The 21,643-nt window shown below is 71.5% G+C and carries 17 protein-coding genes and 1 pseudogene; 12 read left to right on the top strand and 6 right to left on the bottom strand.

Annotated elements, in window-relative coordinates:
• Nucleotides 1-237 precede the first annotated feature (237 nt).
• The 4 genes from ACFYOU_RS01260 to ACFYOU_RS01245 all read left to right on the top strand — a co-directional run bounded on the left by ACFYOU_RS01260 (nt 238) and on the right by ACFYOU_RS01245 (nt 5,361).
• Entirely contained in the window at nt 238-423 is a 186-nt protein-coding gene (locus tag ACFYOU_RS01260; protein ID WP_391302554.1) for a hypothetical protein, read from the top strand.
• A complete protein-coding gene (locus ACFYOU_RS01255) occupies nt 405-1,832 on the top strand; it encodes an N-6 DNA methylase (RefSeq protein ID WP_391302551.1) in 1,428 nt (475 codons plus the stop codon). Before ACFYOU_RS01260 ends, ACFYOU_RS01255 begins: the two co-directional genes overlap by 19 nt.
• A 119-nt stretch (nt 1,833-1,951) precedes the next feature.
• The gene (locus tag ACFYOU_RS01250; protein WP_391302549.1) at nt 1,952-3,031 is read left to right on the top strand and encodes a hypothetical protein; all 1,080 of its coding nucleotides are present in this window, start codon (nt 1,952-1,954) and stop codon (nt 3,029-3,031) included.
• A 149-nt stretch (nt 3,032-3,180) separates the two neighbouring features.
• Nucleotides 3,181-5,361 (top strand): SNF2-related protein, encoded by a 2,181-nt coding sequence (locus tag ACFYOU_RS01245; protein WP_391302547.1) that lies wholly within the window; start codon nt 3,181-3,183, stop codon nt 5,359-5,361.
• An 11-nt stretch (nt 5,362-5,372) separates the two neighbouring features.
• Here ACFYOU_RS01245 and ACFYOU_RS01240 read toward each other — a convergent pair.
• From ACFYOU_RS01240 to ACFYOU_RS01225, 4 genes and pseudogenes are all read right to left on the bottom strand, one after another.
• Nucleotides 5,373-5,567 (bottom strand): annotated as a pseudogene (locus tag ACFYOU_RS01240) (type II toxin-antitoxin system RelE/ParE family toxin); the annotation flags it as partial.
• A gap of 15 nt (nt 5,568-5,582) precedes the next feature.
• On the bottom strand, nt 5,583-6,164 hold the full coding sequence (locus ACFYOU_RS01235; protein WP_391302545.1) for a Uma2 family endonuclease: 582 nt from the start codon (nt 6,162-6,164) through the stop codon (nt 5,583-5,585).
• Nucleotides 6,165-6,212: 48 nt separating this feature from the next.
• Nucleotides 6,213-6,545, bottom strand: coding sequence for a DUF4326 domain-containing protein (locus tag ACFYOU_RS01230; protein WP_391302543.1), 333 nt, complete (start codon nt 6,543-6,545; stop codon nt 6,213-6,215).
• Between the two features lie 53 nt (nt 6,546-6,598).
• Nucleotides 6,599-7,846 (bottom strand): MFS transporter, encoded by a 1,248-nt coding sequence (locus ACFYOU_RS01225; RefSeq protein WP_391302541.1) that lies wholly within the window; start codon nt 7,844-7,846, stop codon nt 6,599-6,601.
• Between the two features lie 182 nt (nt 7,847-8,028).
• On the opposite strand from ACFYOU_RS01225, the gene ACFYOU_RS01220 reads away from it, so the two are divergent.
• Nucleotides 8,029-8,541: a MarR family transcriptional regulator gene (locus ACFYOU_RS01220; RefSeq protein WP_391302539.1), complete on the top strand. Its 513-nt coding sequence runs from the start codon at nt 8,029-8,031 to the stop codon at nt 8,539-8,541.
• Between the two features lie 10 nt (nt 8,542-8,551).
• Here the strand turns inward: ACFYOU_RS01220 and ACFYOU_RS01215 are convergent, their stop codons facing one another.
• Complete coding sequence (locus ACFYOU_RS01215) at nt 8,552-11,422, bottom strand: glycosyl hydrolase family 65 protein (protein ID WP_391302537.1); 2,871 nt, start codon at nt 11,420-11,422, stop codon at nt 8,552-8,554.
• A 483-nt stretch (nt 11,423-11,905) separates the two neighbouring features.
• Between ACFYOU_RS01215 and ACFYOU_RS01210 the strand changes: the two genes are divergently transcribed.
• The 7 genes from ACFYOU_RS01210 to ACFYOU_RS01180 all read left to right on the top strand — a co-directional run bounded on the left by ACFYOU_RS01210 (nt 11,906) and on the right by ACFYOU_RS01180 (nt 20,851).
• A complete protein-coding gene (locus ACFYOU_RS01210; RefSeq protein WP_391302535.1) occupies nt 11,906-13,507 on the top strand; it encodes a S8 family serine peptidase in 1,602 nt (533 codons plus the stop codon).
• 496 nt (nt 13,508-14,003) lie between these two features.
• The gene (locus ACFYOU_RS01205) at nt 14,004-15,125 is read left to right on the top strand and encodes a DUF4190 domain-containing protein (protein WP_391302533.1); all 1,122 of its coding nucleotides are present in this window, start codon (nt 14,004-14,006) and stop codon (nt 15,123-15,125) included.
• Between the two features lie 165 nt (nt 15,126-15,290).
• A complete protein-coding gene (locus tag ACFYOU_RS01200) occupies nt 15,291-16,043 on the top strand; it encodes a GntR family transcriptional regulator (protein ID WP_389765067.1) in 753 nt (250 codons plus the stop codon).
• Nucleotides 16,044-16,433: 390 nt separating this feature from the next.
• Complete coding sequence (locus ACFYOU_RS01195; protein ID WP_385495985.1) at nt 16,434-16,616, top strand: SPOR domain-containing protein; 183 nt, start codon at nt 16,434-16,436, stop codon at nt 16,614-16,616.
• Nucleotides 16,617-16,815: 199 nt separating this feature from the next.
• Entirely contained in the window at nt 16,816-17,205 is a 390-nt protein-coding gene (locus tag ACFYOU_RS01190) for an NUDIX domain-containing protein (RefSeq protein WP_391302530.1), read from the top strand.
• A gap of 302 nt (nt 17,206-17,507) precedes the next feature.
• Entirely contained in the window at nt 17,508-17,951 is a 444-nt protein-coding gene (locus ACFYOU_RS01185; RefSeq protein ID WP_385495989.1) for an ATP-binding protein, read from the top strand.
• A gap of 215 nt (nt 17,952-18,166) precedes the next feature.
• Nucleotides 18,167-20,851 (top strand): SpoIIE family protein phosphatase, encoded by a 2,685-nt coding sequence (locus ACFYOU_RS01180; RefSeq protein ID WP_391302528.1) that lies wholly within the window; start codon nt 18,167-18,169, stop codon nt 20,849-20,851.
• Between the two features lie 36 nt (nt 20,852-20,887).
• Here the strand turns inward: ACFYOU_RS01180 and ACFYOU_RS01175 are convergent, their stop codons facing one another.
• The gene (locus tag ACFYOU_RS01175) at nt 20,888-21,601 is read right to left on the bottom strand and encodes a PspA/IM30 family protein (protein ID WP_389765073.1); all 714 of its coding nucleotides are present in this window, start codon (nt 21,599-21,601) and stop codon (nt 20,888-20,890) included.
• Between the last annotated feature and the right edge of the window lie 42 nt (nt 21,602-21,643).

The raw sequence follows: 21,643 nt of genomic DNA, 5'->3' as shown, positions 1-21,643 counted from the left end.
AGGTTCTCGCTGTCTGCGGGCCCCAGCGACGGGGGCGTGTCCCGGACCCGTCTGGCCCCACAGTGAGCATGCCGTTTTCGCCAGGATGACGATGGCCGTGTTGAGGCCGGGTGTAGTCGTCTCTACCTCTCAGAAAATCAAAATCTCGTGCTGCGGGACGTGAGGGGGGTCCGGTCGCTACTTTCGTGTCCGCGGAACAGTCCGCCTAACTGTCGGGACACGTAAGGGAGTAGCAGCATGCCGCACAGAGCGCTGCCGTTGGCCGTGGTCATCCTGGCGTCCGTCGTAGTGGGTCTCGTCGCCGGCATTCTCGAGTACGCGAGCGCGGGCAAGGTTGTTACGGCCGTCAAGTATGGCGGTGGAGCCTGTGGGACGGCCGTGCTGATCGGTCTGGCCACCGCAACTTGGCTGATGTCGTCGTGACGCCGGGGGAGCGGGAGAGAGACCAGGGGCAGCTGACGTATCGCCGCGTGCTCGGTGCGCTTGATCGGTTGCGGCGTGCGTCGGATGCCGATACGGCCTACCGGTTGGCTTTTCAAGTGGTGTATCTCCAGTGCAAGTTCGGAGCCGGAGAACGTGGGGTGAGCGGGACGGGCAAGTGGTGGTGGAACGACGCTACCCCCCGGCCCCGGTCCGTGGGGGAGGTGCTGAGCGCTGTTTGGTCGCGCACCCATCTTGCCCGCGAGTACCGACTCCCTGCGTACCGCGACGAAGGCGTGAGCCGCCCCTTCGCGCAGACGGAAGCAGCTCTCGAAGAGCTGGTCACGGAAGTGGGACGGTTGGAATCAGCCGAGTATCTGCTCGATGTGTTGCTGGATGTGTATTCCACGCGCTATGCGCGTGGCGGTGACTATTTCACGCCGGATACGGTGTCGTACCTCTTCGCGGGACTGGCCGCGCCCCGAGCCGGGGAGATGGTGCGAGACCCGGCGTGCGGATCGGGGCGACTCTTGCGCGCCGCCGCCTTCCGGGCCCAGAAACAAGGGGCCGAACTGCGCCTGTCCGGGGCAGACATTCGGCCCTTGGCGCGCTATGCCGCAGCTGTGAACCTGGCACTGCACGGATTCCGCATCGACCTCGCCGGCGACGGAACTGACACTCTTAGAGAGGGGATTCCGCAGGAACGGGCCGACGTGATCATCACTAACCCTCCCGTGAACATGCGGGATTGGGGCCATGGTGAGTTGCGGGGCGACTCACGGTGGGACCTGGGTGTGCCACGGCCTGGCAACGCGAACTTCGCCTGGATCCAACACGTTCTGGCCGATCTCACGCCGCACGGACGGGCGGTCATCCTGCTCTCCTCGGGGGCGGCGCACAGCAGTAGCAGTTCGGATGGGCTGATCCGCCAGAGGTTGCTGGAACACGGTCTGGTCGCAGGCATTGTCGACTTGCCGTCGTGGCCGTTCCCACACACCAGAACGAGCACAGCGTTGTGGCTGCTGGCGAAAGGGGCTCGGCCCAACGGCGATCGAGTCCTGTTCGCAGATGCGGGCAAACTGTCGATGTGGAGGGACGGCGCGCGGCGCGGCTTCGACGCCGCGCAGGCTGAGCGTCTTTTCCGGATCTTCAGGGCATGGCAGGAGGAACAGATTCCTGAAGGAGAGGACGCGCAAGGCTCCGTGCCTTGGTGCCGCGCGGTAAGCCTTGAGGAAATCGTCCGGGCGGGCTTTGACCTGAGGCCTGCGCGCTACCTGCAGCCGCGAAGCAACGTGACATTGAATTCCGGGACGGACAGCCGGATCCGGAAGCGTCAGCTGTACGAGGCCATGGACCGTAGTTCCGCTGCCTGGCGTCGAGTCCGCGTCGTGCTGGAAGGCAGGCATGAATGACTGGAGATCCGGATGGCCTTTACTCGTCGTGGCCCGTTGTTGAGCTGGGCGAGTTCCCCGGCGTCGAGCACACCACGTACGGCATCGCGCGCCCGCGAAAATCTCCCCATGGAGTTCCCATGATCGGTGCCAAAGAGATTGTCGGGGGAGTCCTCCAGGACCAGGCGCCCACGTACGTGGATCCAGATATAGCCAGACGTTACCCGCGCAGCATGATCAGAGCGGGGGATCTCCTCGTCGTGGCTGTAGGACGTGTGGGGGAGACGGCGGTGGCGACGGAGGAGCATCACGGGTGGAATGTCGCCAGGTCTGTCCTTGTCGTCCGCTGGACACCTGAATCCCGTGATCAACAATGGGATCTGTGGCTTCGCTGGTGGCTCAGAACCCAGCAGAGCCGCGACTATCTCACGGTCTCCTCGTCGAACTCCGAGCACGTGACCCTGCCCCTGCAAGCCCTCAACCGGCTACCCGTACCGGTGCCACCACCTTCGGAGCGTAAACGGCTGCTACGAGCGATTTCCCTTGCCGAGCAGCGGCATGCGCTGAGCACCCGGATCGAGGCCTGCGCGACCGAACTTGCTGACACGTACTTCGTCAAGACGCTTGATGACTACGGACGTCCTCCGACTACCGAGCGTGCGGTGGGTGACGTGGGCCGGATTGTGACCGGTACGGTCCCGTCGCCGCCGAACGGTGAGCAGGTGACCTATCCGTTCGTGTCCCCCGCGGAAGTCTTGAACAGCAGGTCCGTCTTCCTGGATGCGACAGCTGCGCGCACTGTGGCGCAGCCCGATGCCGTGTGCCCGTCCGGCACTCTTCTGATCGCGCCGCGCCTTGGTGAGGTACGGACTGTTCTGACCGCTGTCCCAGTAGTTGCGGGTCCCCGCACGCTTGCGATCCGTACAGAATCAGATGCTGATCGGATGTGGCTGCTGCACTCACTGCGACATCGGAGTCGGGAGCTGGTGGCCCTGGCCCAGGGGATGCAGGCCCGAGCGATGCGGCGTAAGGACTTCTCCCGCTACAAGATCCCCTGGCCGGATGTTGCGGTCAGGCAGGAGTTTGCCACGCGTGCCGTTGCTTTGCATGACCTTGCACGGGCGGCGGTCAAAGAGAGCTGTGTGATGGAAGAACTGGTGCTGCACGAGATGTCACAGGGCGGCTCCCGGCCGATTGATGTGGGCCTCGATGTCCTCTGAGCCGAGCGCTGACCCTACCGGCGGTCGTAAGTCTGGGGTGTGCATGACTGCCCCGAGGATCGGTCGATCCGCAGGGGCTGAGAACTCCCGCCGAGGCCCGGTGCGGCCGGTGGGAAGATGCGGGGACGGGCCGGAGAGGGGCGGGAAGCGTGGGGCGTGGCGAGCGGGACACAGTCGCGAGGGGAGCGCGGCTGTATGAGGCGGCGCAGGCAGTGGTCGGTGACCACGGAAGGGCAGTGGAGGCGGTACGGGCGGCACTGAAGCCGATCCACGATGCGGCGGTGAAGCGGGAGCTCGACGCCATTCCCGTCGCCCGTCTGCAGGAAGTCACCGAAGGGCGGCTGCGGCTGGGGAGCGTCGAGAAGAGCGGACTGCACACCCTGGGCAGTGTTCTCGAAGCGGGCCCGTACCGGCTGCGGCAGATTCCCGGTGTCGGGCAGCGCACCGTCGACCAGATGCTCGCCGCCGCCCGCCGGCTCTCCGAGGCCGTACATGAGACCGTGGCCGTCCACATCGACGTGGACCGGCCGGAACCGCGCACCACCGTGCTCGTCATGGCCCTACACGTCCTGGTGGAGGCCGGCCCGGACGCCCGGCGTGCGGTCGACAAGGCCACCGTCCTGGCGGAGCGGCTCGGTCCATTACTGGCCGATGCAAGGCCCGCCGCCGGAAGGATCCGGATGCTTCTGGCCGGCCGGGAGAAGAAGGCTCGCGCGTGGGCGGCGGTCGCCGAGATCCGGTCGCTGGTGGACGAGGCGGAACAGGCCTGCTTGCCCGAGATGCTCGCGCAGACGTCGGTGGACCTGCTCAGAGGGTCCTCGTCCGACGTCGCGGCCTGGGTGGACTTCGAACTCCGCTCCGCCGAGTACTACAGCCTGCTCGCCGTGATCTCCGGGAGGTTGTCAGACGCAGCTGCCGCAGAGGGCTTCCTGCCGGACGAGATTGCGGAGCGGGTACGGACCCAGTACCTCGACGACACACACCGGCGGGTCTCCCTGCGCGGATACCAGTCGTTCGGCGCACGGTTCGCGCTTGCGCAGCGCATGGTGATACTCGGCGACGAGATGGGCCTCGGGAAGACCATCCAGGCGATCGCCGTCCTTGCGCACCTGGCCGCCGAAGGACAGAGCCACTTCATGGTCGTCTGCCCGGCGAGCGTCCTCGTGAACTGGACACGGGAGATCGAGGCGCGGAGCGCCCTGCGCGTCATGGTGCTCCACGGTCCCGACCGGCACTATGCGTTCGCCGAATGGAAAGGGCGGGGCGGCGTCGGGGTGACCACGTTCGACGCGCTGCGCGGCTTTCCCGCACCGGGTGGCGGAGAGGTCGGGCAGCTGGTGGTCGACGAGGCGCACTCCGTGAAGAACCCGAGAGCCAAGCGGTCCCAAACGGTCGGTCTGTGGGTGGAGCGTTGCGAGCGCACCCTTTTCATGACCGGAACACCGATGGAGAACAGGGTCGTGGAGTTCCGCAACTTGGTCCAGATGCTCGACGGCGACGTCGCGGACTCTCTGAGCGAGCGGGACGCGTTGGCCGGATCAATCGCCTTCCGCAAGGCCGTGGCCCCGGTCTACCTGCGGCGCAACCAGGAGGACGTGCTGACCGAACTCCCAAGCCTTCAACAGACCGACGAGTGGGAGGAGCTGAGTGCTTCGGACGAGGAGGCGTACCGCGAAGCCGTACGCGCGGGCAACTTCATGGCCATGCGCAGGGCCGCATACATGCGCCCCGAGAAGTCGGCCAAGCTGGACCGGCTCCGGGAGATCGTTGAGGAGGCCGGCGAGAACGGGCAGAAGACGGTGGTCTTCTCCAACTTCAAGGACGTACTGGTCGTGGTGAAGGAGGCCCTCGCGGCCGGAAGCGCCAAGACCACTCCGGTGTTCGGTCCGCTGACCGGTGACGTTCCGGCACAGCGGCGCCAGGAGATCGTCGACGACTTCGCCGGTGTCCAAGGGCCGGCGGTGCTCCTAGGGCAGATCCAGGCAGCGGGCGTCGGCCTCAACATGCAGGCCGCCTCCGTCGTCGTCATCTGTGAACCCCAGATCAAGCCGACCATCGAGCACCAGGCGGTGGCCCGGGCCCACCGTATGGGTCAGGTCAGGCCGGTTCGCGTGCACCGTCTCCTCGCCACCGGAGGCGTGGACGAACGCATGGTGAAGATGCTGGAGGCCAAGACGCGCCTGTTCGACGCCTATGCCCGCCGCAGCGCTGTGGCCGAAGCCACCCCGGACGCGATCGATGTGTCGACCACCGAACTGGCACGTCGGATCGTCGAGGAGGAACAGGCTCGGCTGGGTATGACCGACGAGAGGCTCATGCCGGCCGAGTGAATCGGGCACCGTCAAACGGTGGACCTGACTGACGGGTTTCCTCCGGACATGAGTCGGTGCGGTCGATCCACGTAGACCACGCGGTGCTCGTTCACCCGCAGGCGTCGGCGGTCCGGCTGGGACACGAGCACGGTGGTGTCGAAGCCGAGCGGAACGGTCTCCAACTCGGTCAGCTCGGCCGGGACGCGCAGCGCCATGTTGCGGGGGAACGAGGCCCCCCTTCAGGCGCGGCGCGGTGGTGTGAGCTCGTCGAGGTCCAGGGCGACCTCGAAGGGCACCGGGCGCTGGAGGGTGCCCCGGAAGATCCCGGCGGGCGCGTACGCGCCGGTGGGTCCGTCGAGCTCGTAGACGTGGACGACTGGTGCCCCGTCCTCGTCCTCGATGCACCAGTAGTGCGGGATGCCGGCCTCCGCGTACTTGCGGAGCTTTACTGTGCGATCGCGATGGGCGGACTCGGGAGAGACGACTTCCACGACCAGCACCACTTCGTCCGGTGCGAACCAGGTGCGGTCGCCGTCGAAGTCGGCCATCGTCACCAACAGGTCGGGTTCCGGCCGGTTGCGCGGATCGAGCTTGACGGTCATCTCGCGGCTGACTCTGACGCCGGCGGGTGTCTGCTCCATGAGGGCGACGGTGAGCATGGTGACGAGGTGGCCGTGCCACCACCGCTGGGGGGACAGCATGAAGACGAGGGCTCCGTCGATGAGCTCGGTGTGGCGGGGTGCCTCGGGGAGGCGGTCCAAGTCCTCCGCGAACCAGCCTTCCGCGCGCGGCGGGCGCATCCAGTCGGGCAGTGCGGTCATGCGTCCACGGTAGCCGCTCGGCTCGTGTGCGTGGTGTCCTCGCCGGTGCTACGGCTGCCGCGGCGGCGGGCGTTCCGGGGCGTCGGCCAGTTCGGCGATCACCTGGGCGTGGCAGGGCAGCGGTACGCACCAGCAGCCCAGGCGGTGACCGCGCAACTCGGGCAGGAGGGCGAGGAGGTCGGGGCGGGACAGGAGGTGTGCGCGGTACCGGGCGAGGACCTCCTCGCGGCTCCCGTCCGGACCCGGGCGGTACGGGCTGGCCAGGGGTGACCCGGCCAGGTGCCAGCCGCCGCGGTGCATCGCGCGTCCCACGTAGACGACGTCGTCGTAGGCGGGGTCCCCGCGGTGGCCCTTCAGGTTCACGACCGTGGTGCGCGTCATGGCTCCATCGTGCCGCCCGGACGGGTTCGCCGCCCGCCCCGCGGCACTCCGCCTCAGCTCAGCACCAGTGCCGTGGCGATGCCCGGGCCGATCGCGCCGCCCAACTGGTACGTCAGGGTGAACAGTCCGATCGCCGTGGGGCGCAGGGGTTCCGGGGCCGCGCCCGCCGCGTGGACCGAGAGGTTCGCGTTGCCCGCCGTCGCGGTGAACACGGACGCGCCGGCGACCACCAGCAGCGGCCACGGCGACCGGGCGAGCGCGGCCGTCGTCAGGGCGGTGGCCGTCACGGTGAGCAGGAACGTCCGGATCGCCGCGCGGCTCAGCCGGTGGGCCGCCGCGGCCAGTAGCCACGACAGCGCCGAGCCGGTGACCAGGGCGACGAGCTGTCCCGTGCCGATCGCCTGGGTGGACCAGCCGGCGCGGTCCGCCATCAGCCGGGGCACCGCGAACAGCAGCACGAAGTACTGGGTGGAGAACACCGCGATCAGCGCGCAGGACAGGGCGAACGTACGGCTGCGCAGCACGCTCAGCGGGACGAAGCCGTCGGGGCGGCGCCGGACGTGCACCGCCAGGAGCACCGCCGAAGCGCCCGCCGCGAGGAGGGCGGGTGCGGGGAGGGCCGGGATCAGGGCCAGCGCCGATGCCAGTACGGCCAACAGCGCGGCGCCCCGGGCGTCGAAGGGGCCTTCGGCGCGGGGTGCGGGGCGGGCGTGGCGTGCCACGGCGGGTACGGCGAGCAGGGTGACGGCGGACACCGCGAGGGCCAGTCGCCAGGACACCGCATCGGACAGTTGGGCGCCGACGAGGGGGCCGGCCGCGCCGAGCGAGCCGAATCCGGCGGTCAGGACGCCCATGCGACGGGTGGTGCCGGCGAGGCTCATCGCCACGGTGACCAGCCCGGCTCCGCCCGCGCCCTGGGCCGCGCGGCCCGCCAGCACCAGGGGTAACCAGGGGGCCACCGCGATCAGCAGGGTGCCGCCGGCGAGGAGCGCGGCGCTCAGTCGGAGGGCGGCGCGCAGTCCGCGCCGTCTGAGCAGCCCGGCCACCAGGGGGGTGCCCACCGCCATGGCCACGGCGAAGGCGGTGACCAGCCAGGCCGCGGTGGGCACGGTCGCGTCGAAGGCGGCGGCGATGTCGGGGAGCGTGAGGACGACGGTGTTGGCGCCCGCCGCGGTGGGAGTGGCGAGCAGTACGAGCCACAGCACGGGCACCGCGCCCCGGTCGGTCGCTCTCGGACGGGTTGCTGCCGCCGTGTCGCGTCCCTCCGCGTCCCGCGCGCGACGAGTGGAGTGCTCGGGCATGGGCCCACCCCTCATTAGGTCAAGATTGATAATCTCAACGTTGAGATAAAACCTCGTCCGAGTCGGCGACGTCAAGCCCTTCGGGCTGACATGCTCACGTGCACAGCAGCACCACAGGCACGCAGGAACACGGGCGTGGCAGGAACGTGGGCGGAACGCCTGCGTGCGAGGAGGGACGCGGCATGGCGGACTGGGTCGACGGGGTCGTGGGGCAGTGGGAGCGGGAGCGCCCCGACCTCACGGAAGCCTTCGGTCCGATCGAGGTCCTGATGCGCATCCAGCGCCTCAACCGCGTACTGGACCGGGAGCTCAAAGCCTTCTTCACCGCACACGACCTGGAGGTGGGCGAGTTCGACGTGATGGCGTCGCTGCGCCGCGCGGGGCCGCCCTTCACGCTCACCGCCGGTGCCTTCCTCAAGGTGTCCATGGTGACCTCCGGCGCCATCACCAACCGGCTCGACCGGATGGAGGCCAAGGGTCTGGTCGAACGGGTCCGGGACGGCTGCGACCGGCGGACCGTCCACATCCGCCTCACCGAACGGGGGCGGCGGCTCACCGACCGGGTGCTCGGCGCGCACCTCGACAACTACGCCCGCCTCCTGGAACCGCTGGAGGCGGGCGAGCGGGAGCAGTTGGCCACCGCCCTGCGCAAGCTGCTGGAGGCCCACGGGGACACCACGCCCCCCGAGGGCTGAGCCGTACCGGCTACTCGACCACCACCTCGGTCACCGCCGCGTCCGCCGACCCGCCGGTCAGCGTCACCCGTACCCACCGCGCCGCCCCGCCCGGGGCGAACGGCTCCCAGTGCCGTCCGTCCGCGGACAGTTCCACCCGGTGGGTCTCGGTGGCCCGGACGTCCACCGCGCGCACGGGGCGTTCCCGGCCCAGGTCCACGGTGAGCGACGCCCCGGCGGCGCCGGGCCGCCACGCGGTGGCCGCGTTGCCGTCGACGGCCGCCACCGCGTACGCACCGGGCTCCTCGTCCGTGGCCGTCACGGGACGGCAGCGGGCCAGATCGGAGGTGGGCGTCAGATCGGGGCGACGGGTCGTCAGGACGGCGGGCGCGTCCCGGGTGACGGTGAGCCGGCCCCGGGGGGAGTCCACGGGCAGCGGGGCGCCGGAGCGCAGGTGCACCGTGGTCTCGCGCGGCCCGATCACCACGTCGTACTGCCGGCCGCGCCAGCGCAGCCCGCGCAGGGTCACCCCGCGCTCCCCGTCGACGAGTTGCGGGGGCAGCGTCGGATCGAGGTGCACGGCGTCCGGGCGCAGGCGCAGCCCGGTCAGACCGTGGGTGAACACCTGGAGGAAGCCGCCCTTGCCGGTGAGGAAGTCCTGTGCGGGGGAGCCGGACAGCGGGTCGTCGGCGCCCGCCTTGTCCCCGCGGGCCTCCGAGAACAGGGCGAACGGCCCCCGGAAGAAGGGGCGCGAGGCCCGTTCCAGGAAGGTGTACGCGGCGCAGCCGGGTTCGCCGGTGGTGGCGGCGGCGATCGCGTAGACGGAGTCCGTCATCGCGGGACCGTCGGGGTCGGTGCGGGCCACGTAGTAGTCGAGGGTGGCCGCCGCCGCGCCGCGGGGCATGGGCCACTCCAACGGGTAGACGAGCAGCACCGTGTCGGCCTGTTTGATCCGCGACCCGGTGTACCCGTCGTACTGGAGGAACACCTTCCGCTGCGCGTCGTACGGGATGCGCAGCCCGTCGGCGATCCGCGTCCAGAGGGCGGGCGCCTCGTCGCCCACCTCGCGGGCGGCGTCCACCGCGTACCGCAGGGCGGTCGCGGCGACGGCGTTGGTGTAGGCGCCGTCGTCGACGCCGTTGCTGTACTCGTCGGGCCCCGCCACCTCGTTGACGGAGTACGTGCCGTCGAGGTTCGCGGTCGCCCGGGAGGCCCAGTACTCGGCGGCGCCGCGCAGCAGCGGCCAGCCGTGCGCACGCAGCCAGGCCCGGTCCCCGGTCGCGAGGTGGTACTGCCACACGGCGAGGGCGATGTCCCCCTGGAGGTGGTTCTGGGTGAGGCAGTGGGGCGGGTTCCAACTCTGGCACTCGGCCCACAGATCGCCGTCGCGGGCGCTGGTCCACGGGTAGAACAGGCCCTTGACCCAGGTCCGTACGGCGTTGGCGGCGGCGGCCGGGCGGGTGCGGTCGCGGTAGTCGACGACGGGTCGGGCGAGTGCGGGGCGGGTGGCCAGCAGACCGGGGAACATCCAGGTCTCGGCGTCCCAGAAGACCATGCCGGCGTAGTCGTCGCTGCTCAGGCCGCTCGGCGCCACGCTGTTGCGGGCGCCGGGGCGCAGTGCGGTGAGCAGTCCGTACTGGGTCGAGCGCAGCCACCGTTGCACCTGGGCGTCGGCCGGTGTCTCGACGTCCGCGGACCACAGGGCGCGCCAGGCGGCGGTGTGCTCGGCGAACAGGGCGTCCCAGCCCCGTTCGGTCGCGCGCGCGGCGTGCGCGCGGGCGCTTTCGCGCGGTGAACGGGAGGTGAGTGCGGTGTCCACGCCCACGTACTTGGTGATCTCGTAGGTCCGGCCGGCGCGGACGTCCAGGGTGGTGGACTGGGTCGCGGTGAGGTCCCGGGCCGGGGTGGCGGAGCGGGGGCGCCCGGGCGCGCGGAGGGTGGAGACGAGCGCCCCCTCGGTGGGTTCGCGCCCCTTCGCGCCCGCTGCCTCGGGTGCCTCCTGCTCCTCCGTACGGAAGGCGACGGCCATCGTGTCCGGGGCGAGGGCGCCGCCCACCTCATCGCCGGACGGGGTGATCCGGCGGGCGCCCCGTCCGTCGATGCGGTCGGTGATCCGTGCCGTGCCGTCCCAGTGCGGGGTGATGCGCAGCCGGACGGCTCCGACGTGCGGGGAGGTGCGGTCGGTGAGGACGTCGTACACCAGGTCGGTGCGGCGGCCGTCCGGAGCGGTCCAGGTGAGGGAGGTGCGCAGGAAGCCGCAGCGCAGCGAGAGCGCCTGCCGGTAGTCGCTGGTCCCGGAGCCGTCCGTCCCGTAGGTGTGGTGACCTGCCGTCACCTCCAGTCCCGTCCAGGTGGGGAGGGCGGCGACGGCGTCCCGGCCCCCGGTGTTCGCCGGGCCCCGGGCGTAGAGGCCGGACACGAACGCGCCGTCGTAGCGCGGGGTGTATAGCGGCCAGCCGGTCGCACCGCCCGGCTCCGCGTAGCCGCTGCCGGCGGGCGGGACGCGGACGCCCAAGTAGCCGTTGCCGAGGTGCGGGTGGTACGCGTCGGTGGGCGCGGGGACCGCGGTGGCGGCGGGCGTCCAGTCGGGGGAGTCGAGGGCGCAGTCCCGCTCCCCGGGGTCCGTACCGGAGCCCGCAGCGGGGTCCGTACCGGGGCCCGCACCGGGCGCGGCTGTGGCGCCGGCACCGCTCGCGGCCGCCGGTGCCAGGGGGAGCAGCAGGGCGGCGGCGAGCAGGGTGGTGGCGAGGCGCGGTGCACTGCGTCGGCGGCGGGGCGCGGGGGGTCGGTCGGGAGGCCCGGCGGGAGGCCCGGCGGCGGGCGGGCCGATGGGGGCACCGGTGGCGGCAGCGGCGGGCGGGTCGGCAGGTGTGTCGGTGGGGGTGGTGGTCGGGGTGTCCATCGTCCGACCTTGGCCCGGTCCACGGACGCGGTCGGGTGTGCGCGCCGGGGTGTCCCACGTTCGGACGGGGTGCGCCGCGGCGCGGTGGCGCGAAGCCGCGCACGGTGGCGGGGGGCCGTCGCGGGGGGCGGTGAGGTGCAGTGACGGGGGCGGTCGGGTGCTGGCACGACGGGCCGTGTGTGGTGTGGGTGCGCAGGTCGGGGGCGGTGTGACGGGTGGGGCGCGACGGTGGATGAGTTCACGTCATGAAGGGTGCGTGGCCTCAGTGTTACATCCGCGCACAGCCCTTGTGGATTCCTCTGGGTCGTTCAATCATTCCTCGGGCGACCTGGTTGACATGACCCTGTCGCTTGGCGGGCGTCGCTCCCTGCGGACGTTCCGTCGACCGCCTCCCGCGTGCACCCCGGGCGGGACGGCACCCGAGCGGAACCGCACGACGCACCACCCCCCACCAGCGCTCCATCGATGAGGAGGAACCCTCGGATGGCACTGCAACGTGATGCCGGGCACCGCACCAAGAACCCCGTGCGACGCAGAGTGCTCGGCACCCTGGGAGCCGCCGTCACGGCCGCCCTCGCCCTCGGCGCCGTCACCGCGCTCCCGGCCACGGCCGCGCCCGACCCCAAGGAGGGCCGCATCCTGAACGCCGGTGCTCCCGGCACGATCGACAACAGCTACATCGTGACCCTCCGCAGCAGCGAGGCCCGCGCCGGTTCGGCGGCCGGCAAGGCGCTCGCCAGGGAGTACGGGGCGAAGATCCAGCGCACCTACACCAAGGCCCTCAACGGGTACGCGGTCACGCTCTCCGAAGCGCAGGCGAAGAAGTTCGCCGCCGACCCGGCCGTGGCCAGCGTCGCGCAGAACCGGACCTTCACCACCACCGCCACCCAGGTCAACCCGCCGTCCTGGGGCCTGGACCGGATCGACCAGCGCAACCTGCCGCTGGACAGCAAGTACACGTACCCGGACGGCGCCGGCCAGGGCGTCACCGTGTACGTCGTCGACACCGGGGTGCGCGTCTCGCACAGCGACTTCGGCGGTCGGGCGGCCAACGGCTACGACGCCATCGACAACGACAACGTCGCCCAGGACGGCCACGGCCACGGCACGCACGTCGCCGGGACCGTCGCCGGCACCGCCCACGGCGTCGCCAAGAAGGCCAACATCGTCGGTGTGCGGGTCCTCAACAACTCGGGCTCCGGCACCACCGCGCAGGTCGTCGCCGGCATCGACTGGGTGGCCAACAACGCGGTCAAGCCGGCCGTCGCCAACCTGAGCCTCGGCGGGGGCGCGGACGCGACCCTCGACGCCGCCGTCCGCAACGCCATCGCCTCCGGCGTCACCTTCGCCGTCGCGGCGGGCAACTCCAACGCCAACGCCTCGAACTACTCCCCGGCGCGGGTCAGCGAGGCCATCACCGTCGGGTCCACCACGAACACCGACGCCCGCTCCTCGTTCTCCAACTTCGGTTCGGTGCTGGACATCTTCGCGCCGGGCACCTCCATCACCTCCACCTGGAACACCAGCGACTCGGCGACCAACACCATCTCGGGCACCTCGATGGCCAGCCCGCACGTGGCCGGCGCCGCCGCGCTGTACCTCCAGGCGAACCCGACGGCGACACCCGCGCAGGTGTCCGCCGGGCTGGTCTCCGCCGCCACCAACGGGGTGGTCAGCAACCCGGGCACCGGCTCGCCCAACCGCCTGCTGAACGTGGGCGGCGGCACCACCAACCCGCCGGGCGACCGCTTCCAGAACCTCGACGACCACGCCATCGCCGACAACGCGACGGCCGAGTCGCCGATCACGGTCACCGGTGTCTCCGGCAACGCCCCCGCCGCGCTCGGCGTCGAGGTCGCCATCCAGCACACCTACATCGGTGACCTCCAGGTCCAGCTGATCGCCCCCGACGGCACCGCGTACACCCTCAAGGGCTACGGGGAGGGCGGCTCGACGGACAACATCAACACCACGTACAGCGTGGACGCCTCCGCCGAGACGGCCAACGGCACCTGGAAGCTGCGCGTCAGCGACAACGCGGCCCAGGACGTGGGGAAGATCGACTCCTGGGCGCTCCAGTTCTGACGCCCACCACGCGTGACCCCGGTGCGCTGAGCGGGCCCGCCCGCTGACCGGACACCCGACCTCGTCCCCGTGACCTGCGGCCCGCGCCGCGCACGGGGGCGAGGCACGTCACCCCGCGTACCGGCTGCCGCCCCTGCCGCACCGCCACATACGATGCGTGGGCCATGCACCGTCGTCGCCCCCCCCGGGCGACCGGCCGCCCCGGCCCGAACCCAGGAGCACCGCACTCGTGTCCATACCCCCGCCGCCCGGCCCGGGCACCCCGCAACAGCCTCGGCCGCCGCACTCCGGGGAACCGGTCGGCAATCCGTTCGCAGCGCCCGCCGCGGGTGGCGTGCCCGGCCGGCCGCAGGGCCCGGTGGGGTACCCCGGCGGCCCCTACGGTCCGCCGGTCGGCGTTCCCGGGGCTCCGGGCGGTCCGGGCGTGCCGGGCCCGCCGTACCCGCGGTGGCCGGGCGGGCCGGGTGGATGGAGCGGTCCGCCGCTGCGGCCCCCGGTGAGCGGGCTCGCGATCACGGCGCTGGTCTTCGGCATCCTGTGCTTCCTGCCCGCGGTCGGGCTCGTCCTCGGGGTCGTCGCGCTCTCCCGCATGCGCCGCACCGGTGAACGCGGCAAGGCGATGGCCGTGTGGGGGATCGCCCTGTCCTGCTTCGGCCTGCTGCTGCACCTGCTGGTCCTGCTCGGCGGCGGCTGGGACGACGTGCGGGCGGGGGTGCGGGACGCGGCGTACCCCGTCTTCGCGGTGGACAAGGGCGACTGCTTCACCACCCCGGGAGGCGGGCTCGCCGGGGTCACCTACGACGTCGACGAGGTGTCCTGCGCCGAGGAGCACGACGGCGAGGCGTTCGGCAGCTACCGGGTGAGCGGCGCGGACGGCGCCTACCCCGGTGACAAGGCGATCTCCGCTGAGGCCGACGTCAAGTGCTACGACCTGCGCTCCGTCTACGCGATGGACCTGTGGGCGCATCCCGCGGACGTCGACGTGTACTACTTCACGCCCACCCCGGAGAGTTGGAAGCTCGGCGACCGCGAGGTCACCTGCATGTTCGGCAGTTCGGACGGCAAGACCCGGCTCACCGGGTCCCTGCGCAACGACGCCGCCATGCAGACCGGTGACCAACTCGTCTACCTCCAGGCGGCGCGGCACCTGGAAGACGCCCTGGAGGCGACGCCCGAGGCCGCCTACGTCGAGGACGACCTGCCGGGCCACCAGGAGTGGGCCGCCGAGATGTCCGAGGCCCTGGTCGCGCAGACCGACCTGCTCCGCGACCGCACCTGGCCGCAGCGGAGCGCGTCGGCCGTCGCCGCACTGGTCAAGGACCTCGACGCGGCGCGCAAGGAATGGGACCGGGCGGCCCGTGCCACCGACGCGGACACCTTCTACCTCCACTACGACAAGGGCATGGACCTGGTCGAGCCCGCCGGCGCGGTGCCGTCCCGCGAGGCGCTCGACCTGGGGACGACCCCGCCGCCCCACCTGGTGGGCGATCCCGAGGACTCCGGCGACGGCGGGGCCGAGGGAGACAAAGGAGATCAGGGAGGCAAGGGAGGCAAGGGAAACGAGCGGGACAACGGGGGCAATGGGGACGGGGGGCCCGGGGTCGGGGCGGCCGTGTGATCCGCGGCTGAACGGTTCACGGACGAGGGTCCATGGCGCCATACCCGGAGAAATGGCCTGGGTAAAGGCATGTCATCACTTCGGGTGATTCTCTGGCCCTTGGTTGCACGGCGCCACCCACGGTTGCGAACCTGTTGCTGTGCGTCAACCCGTTGGGAGGGGCCAGTGACATTCGGTGACCAGCCGGCGTATCTGCGGGTCGCGGGTGATCTGCGCAGGAAGATCACCGACGGCTCGTTGCCCCCGCACACCCGCCTCCCCTCGCAGGCCAAGATCCGTGAGGAGTACGGCGTCTCCGACACCGTCGCCCTGGAGGCCCGCAAGGTCCTGATGGCGGAGGGTCTGGTCGAGGGCCGTTCCGGTTCCGGTACGTACGTCCGCGAGCGTTCCGTGCCCCGTCGCATCGCCCGCTCCGGGTACCGCCCCTCGGAGGGCCCCACCCCGTTCAAGCAGGAACAGGCGGACTGCTCGGTGCGCGGCGCTTGGGAGTCCCGCAGCGAACAGACGGACGCCGACCCGGACGTGGCCGAACGGCTCCGCGTCGACGTCGGGGACCGGCTGATGCGCACGCGGTACGTGTACCGGGACGGCTGTGACGCGATGATGCTGTCCACCTCCTGGGAACCGCTCGCCCTGACCGGTCGGACCCCCGTGATGCTGCCCGAGGAAGGGCCGCTGCGGGGTACGGGAGTGGTGCGGCGGATGGCCGCCATCGACGTCGTCGTGGACAACGTCACGGAGGAGGTCGGCGCCCGACCGGGGCTGGCGGACGAACTGCTGGCACTGGGCGGAGTGCCCGGCCACGTCGTGATCGTCATACGGCGCACGTTCTACGCCTCCGGGCGACCCGTGGAGACCGCCGACCTGGTCGTTCCCGCCGATCGGTACCGGGTGGCCTACCACCTGCCCGTTCGGTAGCGCCCCGGTCGGTCGCGGTCGCCCCGGGGCCCGGTCGGCGGGAGTGGGTGGAATCTGGCCGTTCTGCCGGGGCGCGGCCCGCGGTGGGCTGCGGGGAGTTGTTCGCTGACGCGTGAGGGGTGGGGGGTTTTGTGCGGACGGGCGGCGCGGTGTTGTGGGAGGGCGGTGGCAGGGAAGCGGCGCCCGCCGGGTGTGCAGGGCGTTCGGGATCCGGCAAGGGGGGCGCGCGGACGCAGACGTGCCCCCTTGTCCATGGCTTGTTGCCTACCTCTTTGTGCAAAGGCATATCCGGTGCGTGAAGGTCGGGCGTAGGCTCGGGCATATGCAGATTGCGGTTTCCTTGGTGGACACGGCACGGATCGAGCCACGGGGAGAAAGGGGAGGGGCGCGATGACCGAAGGCACGGCCACCTTGCCCTGGCTCGTCATAAGGGAGGACGACAACGGCAACCGCTACCGCGTGGGCCGGTACGCCACGCGCGCGGAGGCGGAACGGATCGCCGACAGCCTCGGCGCCCCGGGGCACCAGCACCTCTACTGGGTGGAACAGGTCGGCCCGAGCAGCACCCCGTGACCCCGGTGCTCCGTACCCGATAGCTCCGGTGCTCCGGCACACCCCGTAACCCTGGTACGTCTTCACCCCGGTGCGCGGGCACCCCGTACCGCTTGGCGCCCGTACCCGTACTCCTGGGGGAACGCCCGTCCCGGTGCGCGGTCCGCCCAGTGCCCCGCGCGTCGCGGCGTCCGCCGCGCCCACGGATAGGCTCCGGGGCGTGGAGGAACGAGTGGTGGTCGTCGCGGGGGCCCTGTACGCGGGGGAACGGCTGTTGGCGGCGCGGCGCAGCGCCCCGGCCGAACTGGCGGGGCGGTGGGAGCTACCGGGCGGCAAGGTCGAGCCGGGGGAGCCGCCGACCGACGCCCTCGTCCGTGAACTGCGCGAGGAACTCGGCGTCGAGGTCGGGGAACTGACCCGGGTGCCGGGTGAGTGGCCGCTCAAGCCCGGCTACGTCCTCCAGGTGTGGCGGACGCACCTCCTCGACGGTGAGCCCCGCCCGCTCCAGGACCATGACGAGGTCCGCTGGCTGAGCCCGGCCGAGGTCTGGTCCGTCGACTGGCTGGATCAGGACGTTCCCGCCGTACGGGAAGTGCTCCGGTCCGTCTGAATTCCCCGCTGACCCCACGTCCGTGCGGGCGTCTTGACGGGATTTTTGCCTTTCCGCTCCGGTGCCCGCCCTCGGGAGCCCGGATCGGTGCTCGATACAGCGTTCCCTCAGGTCCCAGGGGTGTTGTGGGGTGCGCAGACGGAGCACGAGCCCACCTTCGTGCGCCCTGCGCGGGCGCTGTTCGCGCTCCTCGACCTTCTGTGCGCCCCGCACGGGATAGAGCGCAGCGCATATCGGGTATGTGACCACTAAGCACATGAATCCGGACGCGGTCGCGCGGGTGGCCAGGGAAGTGATGCGGCGTGATCGACACCGACCGGGACCGGGGCGACCCGGGTGATCGGAGCGAGGGCGACCGCGTGGAGTGGACGTTCCCCGCTGACCCGGGAGCCGTGCGGGACGCCCGGGCCAGGGTCCGCGGACAACTCGGCGACTGGGGGCTCGAATCCCTCGGCGATCTGACCGCCCTGCTCGTCAGCGAGTTGGTGACCAACTCCCTGCGGTACGCCTCCGGCCCCATCGGCGTCCGGCTCGTACGGCCCCCGCGCCCGCCCGGCGCCCTGCTGGTGGAGGTCTCCGACCCGCTGCCCCACCCGCTGCCCGAACCGCCCCCCGAGCACCACGCCGACGTCGACGAGGAGGGTGGCCGGGGACTGCGCCTCGTCGCCTCCACATCCAGCCGTTGGGGCATGCGTCCGGGCAGGTCGGGCAAGACGGTGTGGTTCGAGTTGGCCCTGCCTGGTTAGAAGGGAGAGAGGGCGCGGACCGGTCACCACCGGTCCGGAAAGTGTCGGGACCGAGCTGTGATCGTGAACACCGTGTTGCGCGGGGCCGTTGTGCTGGATACTGCGGGCAGCCGCCACCGGTGACCGGTACCGGGTGCGGTGAGCTGGAGGGGACGGTTCGCGTGAGCGAGATACCAGCGCAGGCCACTGTGCCCGGTCATTCGTCGGAGGGTGCGATGGGTGAGACGCGCGGCGACGCGATGTGGCAGGGCACGCCACCCGGGTCCATCTACGACTACCTCAAGGTGGCCTCCTTCTCGATCGGCCCGGACGGGCTGATCGAACAGTGGAGCACCCGCGCCGAACAGCTCTTCGGGGTGCCCGCTTCGGTCGCCGTCGGCAAGGACCCCATCGAGGCGTTCGTCCCGCCGGAACTGCGCGCCCGAGGTCAGCGCACCATCGCGGAGATCCTCGACGGCCGGGAGTGGACCGGCGCGGTGCCCTTCCGGACACCGCCCACCGAGGGCCCGGCCGCCCGGTCGTACCCCCGCCCGGGGCGTTACGCACCGTCCGGCCGCGACGGCGCGCGGAGCGTCGCCACCACCGGGCAGCGCGGCGGGAACCCGGACGCACGGGCGGCCGCCCCGGGCCGCGGCGCGCGCTTCACGGGCGACCACGGCGACCCCGGGAGCGTCGGCATCGCCGAGCTCTACGTCATGCCCACCGAGAACGCGAAGGGCGAACGCGCCGCCGTCTGCATCGTCGTCGACGTCCGCGCCCTGCGCCGCATCGAGACCGACATCGCCGCCTCGCAGGCGATTTTCGGTCAATCCCCCTTCGGGTTCGTGTTGTTCGGAACCGAGCTGCGGGTGCAGCACGCCAACCGGCAGTTCGCCTCCGTGTTCGGCGGGCGGGCCGAGGACCACCGGGGCCGCACCGTCCACGACTACCTGCCCCGCCAGGAAGCCGACCGGATCTCGGCCGCCCTGCGCCGCGTCCTGGAAACCGGCGAAGCCGTCACGGACATGCAGATCGTCGGACCCGCCCCCGGCTCCAGCGACCGCCGCCACTGGTCCATCAACCTCTACCGGGTGCACAGCGGCAGCGGACGCCCCATCGGGGTCGCCGGACTGGGCACCGACGTCACCCGCCGCCACGCCGCCGCCCGCGAGGCCGCCCAGTCCCGCCGCAACCTGGCCCTCCTCAACGAGGCCGGCGCCCGGATCGGCAACTCCCTCGACATCGAGGCCACCGCCCGGGAACTCCTCGACGTCACCGTCCCCGGCTTCTGCGACCTCGCCGCCGTCGACCTCTACCAGGGGCTCCTGGACGGGGACGGCGCCGCCCCCGGCCAGTGGAGCGTCCCCGACTCCGGCGGCGGCAGCGGTGACCTGCGCCGGGTCGCCTACGCCAGCGCGGTCGCCGACGCCCCCTTCACCGACGGACGGGCCCCGGTCAAGGTCGGCGCGACCCACCACTTCGACTTCTCCTCCCCGTTCGCCGACGCCCTGCGCACCGGACGCCCCCGCCTCATCGACGGCGTGCCCGGGGGACTCATCCGCTCCACCCTCGCCGTGCCGATGGTCGCCCACGACACGGTCGTCGGGCTCGTCCAGTTCACCCGCACCAAGGGCAGCGAGCCGTTCAGCGAGCGGGACCGCGCGCTCGCCGGTGAACTCGCCGCCCGCACCGCGGTGTCCATGGACAACGCCCGGCTCTACCGGCGCGAACACCAGCGCGCGCTGATCCTCCAGCGCTCCCTGCTCCCGCCCGACAACCCGGTGGCCGCCGGACTCGACATCGCCTGCCGCTACCTCCCCAGCAACGCCGCCACCGAGGTCGGCGGCGACTGGTTCGACGTCATCGAACTCCCCGGGCACCGCACCGCCCTGGTCGTCGGCGACGTCATGGGCCGCGGTCTGCGCGCCGCCGTCGCCATGGGCGAACTGCGCACCGCCGTCCGCACCCTGGCCCTGCTCGACCTCGAACCCGCCGAAGTGCTCTCCGCCCTGGACGAGGTCGCCCGCGGCCTCGGCACCCCCGGCGGCGTGCAACAGGCCACCCGGGCCGCCCGCACCTCCCGCGACGCCGACCTCTCCGAGGTCTACCTCGCCACCTGCGTCTACGCCGTCTACGACGCCGTCACCCGCCGGGTCACCTTCGCCAACGCGGGCCACCTCCCGCCGGTGATCCTGGAGCCCGGCGAATCCGCCCTGATGCTCGACGTGCCGCCCGGCATGCCGCTCGGCGTCGGCGGCGAACCCTTCGAGGAGGTCGAGGTCGAACTCGCCGAAGGAGCGCTGCTCACCCTGTACACCGACGGCCTCGTCGAGTCCCGCGACCACCCCCTAGACGAGGGGCTGCACGCCCTCGTCGGCGCCCTCACCGAACCGGACCGCCCGCTGGAGGACGTCTGCGACCACGTCCTCGGCGCCCTCGACACCCACCACGGCGAGGACGACATCGCCCTCGTCATGGCCCGGGTCCAAGGGCTGCCCGCCGAATCCGTGGGCGACTGGTCACTGCCCCGCGAACCCCAGAGCGTGGGCCGCGCCCGTGAGTACGCCCGCGCCCAACTGGAGTCCTGGGACCTCGAAGCGCTGGTCGACACCACCGAACTCCTCGTCAGCGAACTCGTCACCAACGCCCTGCGCTACGGCGAGGGCGAGATCAGACTCCGGCTGCTGCTCGACCGCACCCTCGTCTGCGAGGTCTGGGACGCCGGACTGGTCCAACCCCGGCGCCGCCGCGCCCGCGCCACCGACGAGGGCGGCCGGGGGCTCCAACTCGTCGGCCTGCTCAGCGCCGGCTGGGGATCACGCAGGACCCACCGCGGCAAGACCGTCTGGTTCGAACTGCCCCTCCCCGACGGCGAGGGCGGCCAGATCGACGTGGCGGAAGCACTGATGAGCATGTTCTGAGCGGCCGGGACGCAGCCGTCGCACCCCCCTGACCCGTCAGCCGCCGGACTTCAGGGCGGCCAGCCGGGCCTCCACCTCCGCGGTGTCGCCCAGCGCGTCCAGCCGCTCGAACTGCGCGTCCAGCGACGAGGCCGCCAACTCCTGCCTGCCGAGCGCCCGGGCCTCCTCCCGACGGACCTTCTCCTCGAAGCGGCCCAGGTCGCTCGTCGGATCGAGCACGTCCACGTTCTTCGCCGCGTCCAGCATCTGGTTCTGCGCCTGCGCGGTACGCGACCTGGCCACCAACTGGTCGCGCCGCGACTGGAGCTCCGACAGCTTCCGCTTCATCTGGTCCAGGCCCGACGTCAACTTGCCGACCACCTCGTTCTGCGCGGCGATCACCGGCTCCGCGTCCTTCGCCTCCCGCTCCGCCTGCAACTGCCGCTCCAGCGCCACCCGGGCCAGATTGTCGAAGGTGTCCGCCTCCGGGGCGTCGCCCGCCGCCCGCAACTCGTCGGCCTTGCGACTGGCGGCGAGCGCCTTGCGCCCCCACTCGGCCGCGGCGTCGACGTCCTCCCGGTGGTCCTGCTCCAGCATCCGCAGATTGCCGATCGTCACCGACACGGCCTCCTGGGCCTCCCCGATGTGGGCGGTGTAGTCGCGGATCAACTGGTCGATCATCTTCTGCGGGTCCTCAGCCTGGTCGAGGAGGGCGTGGATGTTCGCCCGGGCCAACTGGGTGACACGGCCGAGGACGGTCTGCTTGCTCATCGGAGGGCCTTTCGGGTGAGGGCGCCGTGGTGGAGCCGGAAC

This window comes from Streptomyces sp. NPDC005955, assembly GCF_042871255.1.
Taxonomy (GTDB): domain Bacteria; phylum Actinomycetota; class Actinomycetes; order Streptomycetales; family Streptomycetaceae; genus Streptomyces.
Note: the sequence above shows the minus strand (reverse complement) of the source record. Positions and strands in the feature narration are given on the sequence as shown.

Excerpts from the sequence above, each read along its gene's own strand:
- ACFYOU_RS01180 (WP_391302528.1), top strand. The coding sequence starts at position 18,167 with ATGGGTGAGACGCGCGGCGACGCGATGTGGCAGGGCACGCCACCCGGG.
- ACFYOU_RS01215 (WP_391302537.1), bottom strand. The coding sequence starts at position 11,422 with ATGGACACCCCGACCACCACCCCCACCGACACACCTGCCGACCCGCCC.
- ACFYOU_RS01175 (WP_389765073.1), bottom strand. The coding sequence starts at position 21,601 with ATGAGCAAGCAGACCGTCCTCGGCCGTGTCACCCAGTTGGCCCGGGCG.
- ACFYOU_RS01220 (WP_391302539.1), top strand. The coding sequence starts at position 8,029 with ATGGCGGACTGGGTCGACGGGGTCGTGGGGCAGTGGGAGCGGGAGCGC.
- ACFYOU_RS01195 (WP_385495985.1), top strand. The coding sequence starts at position 16,434 with ATGACCGAAGGCACGGCCACCTTGCCCTGGCTCGTCATAAGGGAGGAC.
- ACFYOU_RS01250 (WP_391302549.1), top strand. The coding sequence starts at position 1,952 with ATGATCGGTGCCAAAGAGATTGTCGGGGGAGTCCTCCAGGACCAGGCG.
- ACFYOU_RS01210 (WP_391302535.1), top strand. The coding sequence starts at position 11,906 with ATGGCACTGCAACGTGATGCCGGGCACCGCACCAAGAACCCCGTGCGA.
- ACFYOU_RS01225 (WP_391302541.1), bottom strand. The coding sequence starts at position 7,846 with ATGCCCGAGCACTCCACTCGTCGCGCGCGGGACGCGGAGGGACGCGAC.
- ACFYOU_RS01235 (WP_391302545.1), bottom strand. The coding sequence starts at position 6,164 with ATGACCGCACTGCCCGACTGGATGCGCCCGCCGCGCGCGGAAGGCTGG.
- ACFYOU_RS01230 (WP_391302543.1), bottom strand. The coding sequence starts at position 6,545 with ATGACGCGCACCACGGTCGTGAACCTGAAGGGCCACCGCGGGGACCCC.
- ACFYOU_RS01260 (WP_391302554.1), top strand. The coding sequence starts at position 238 with ATGCCGCACAGAGCGCTGCCGTTGGCCGTGGTCATCCTGGCGTCCGTC.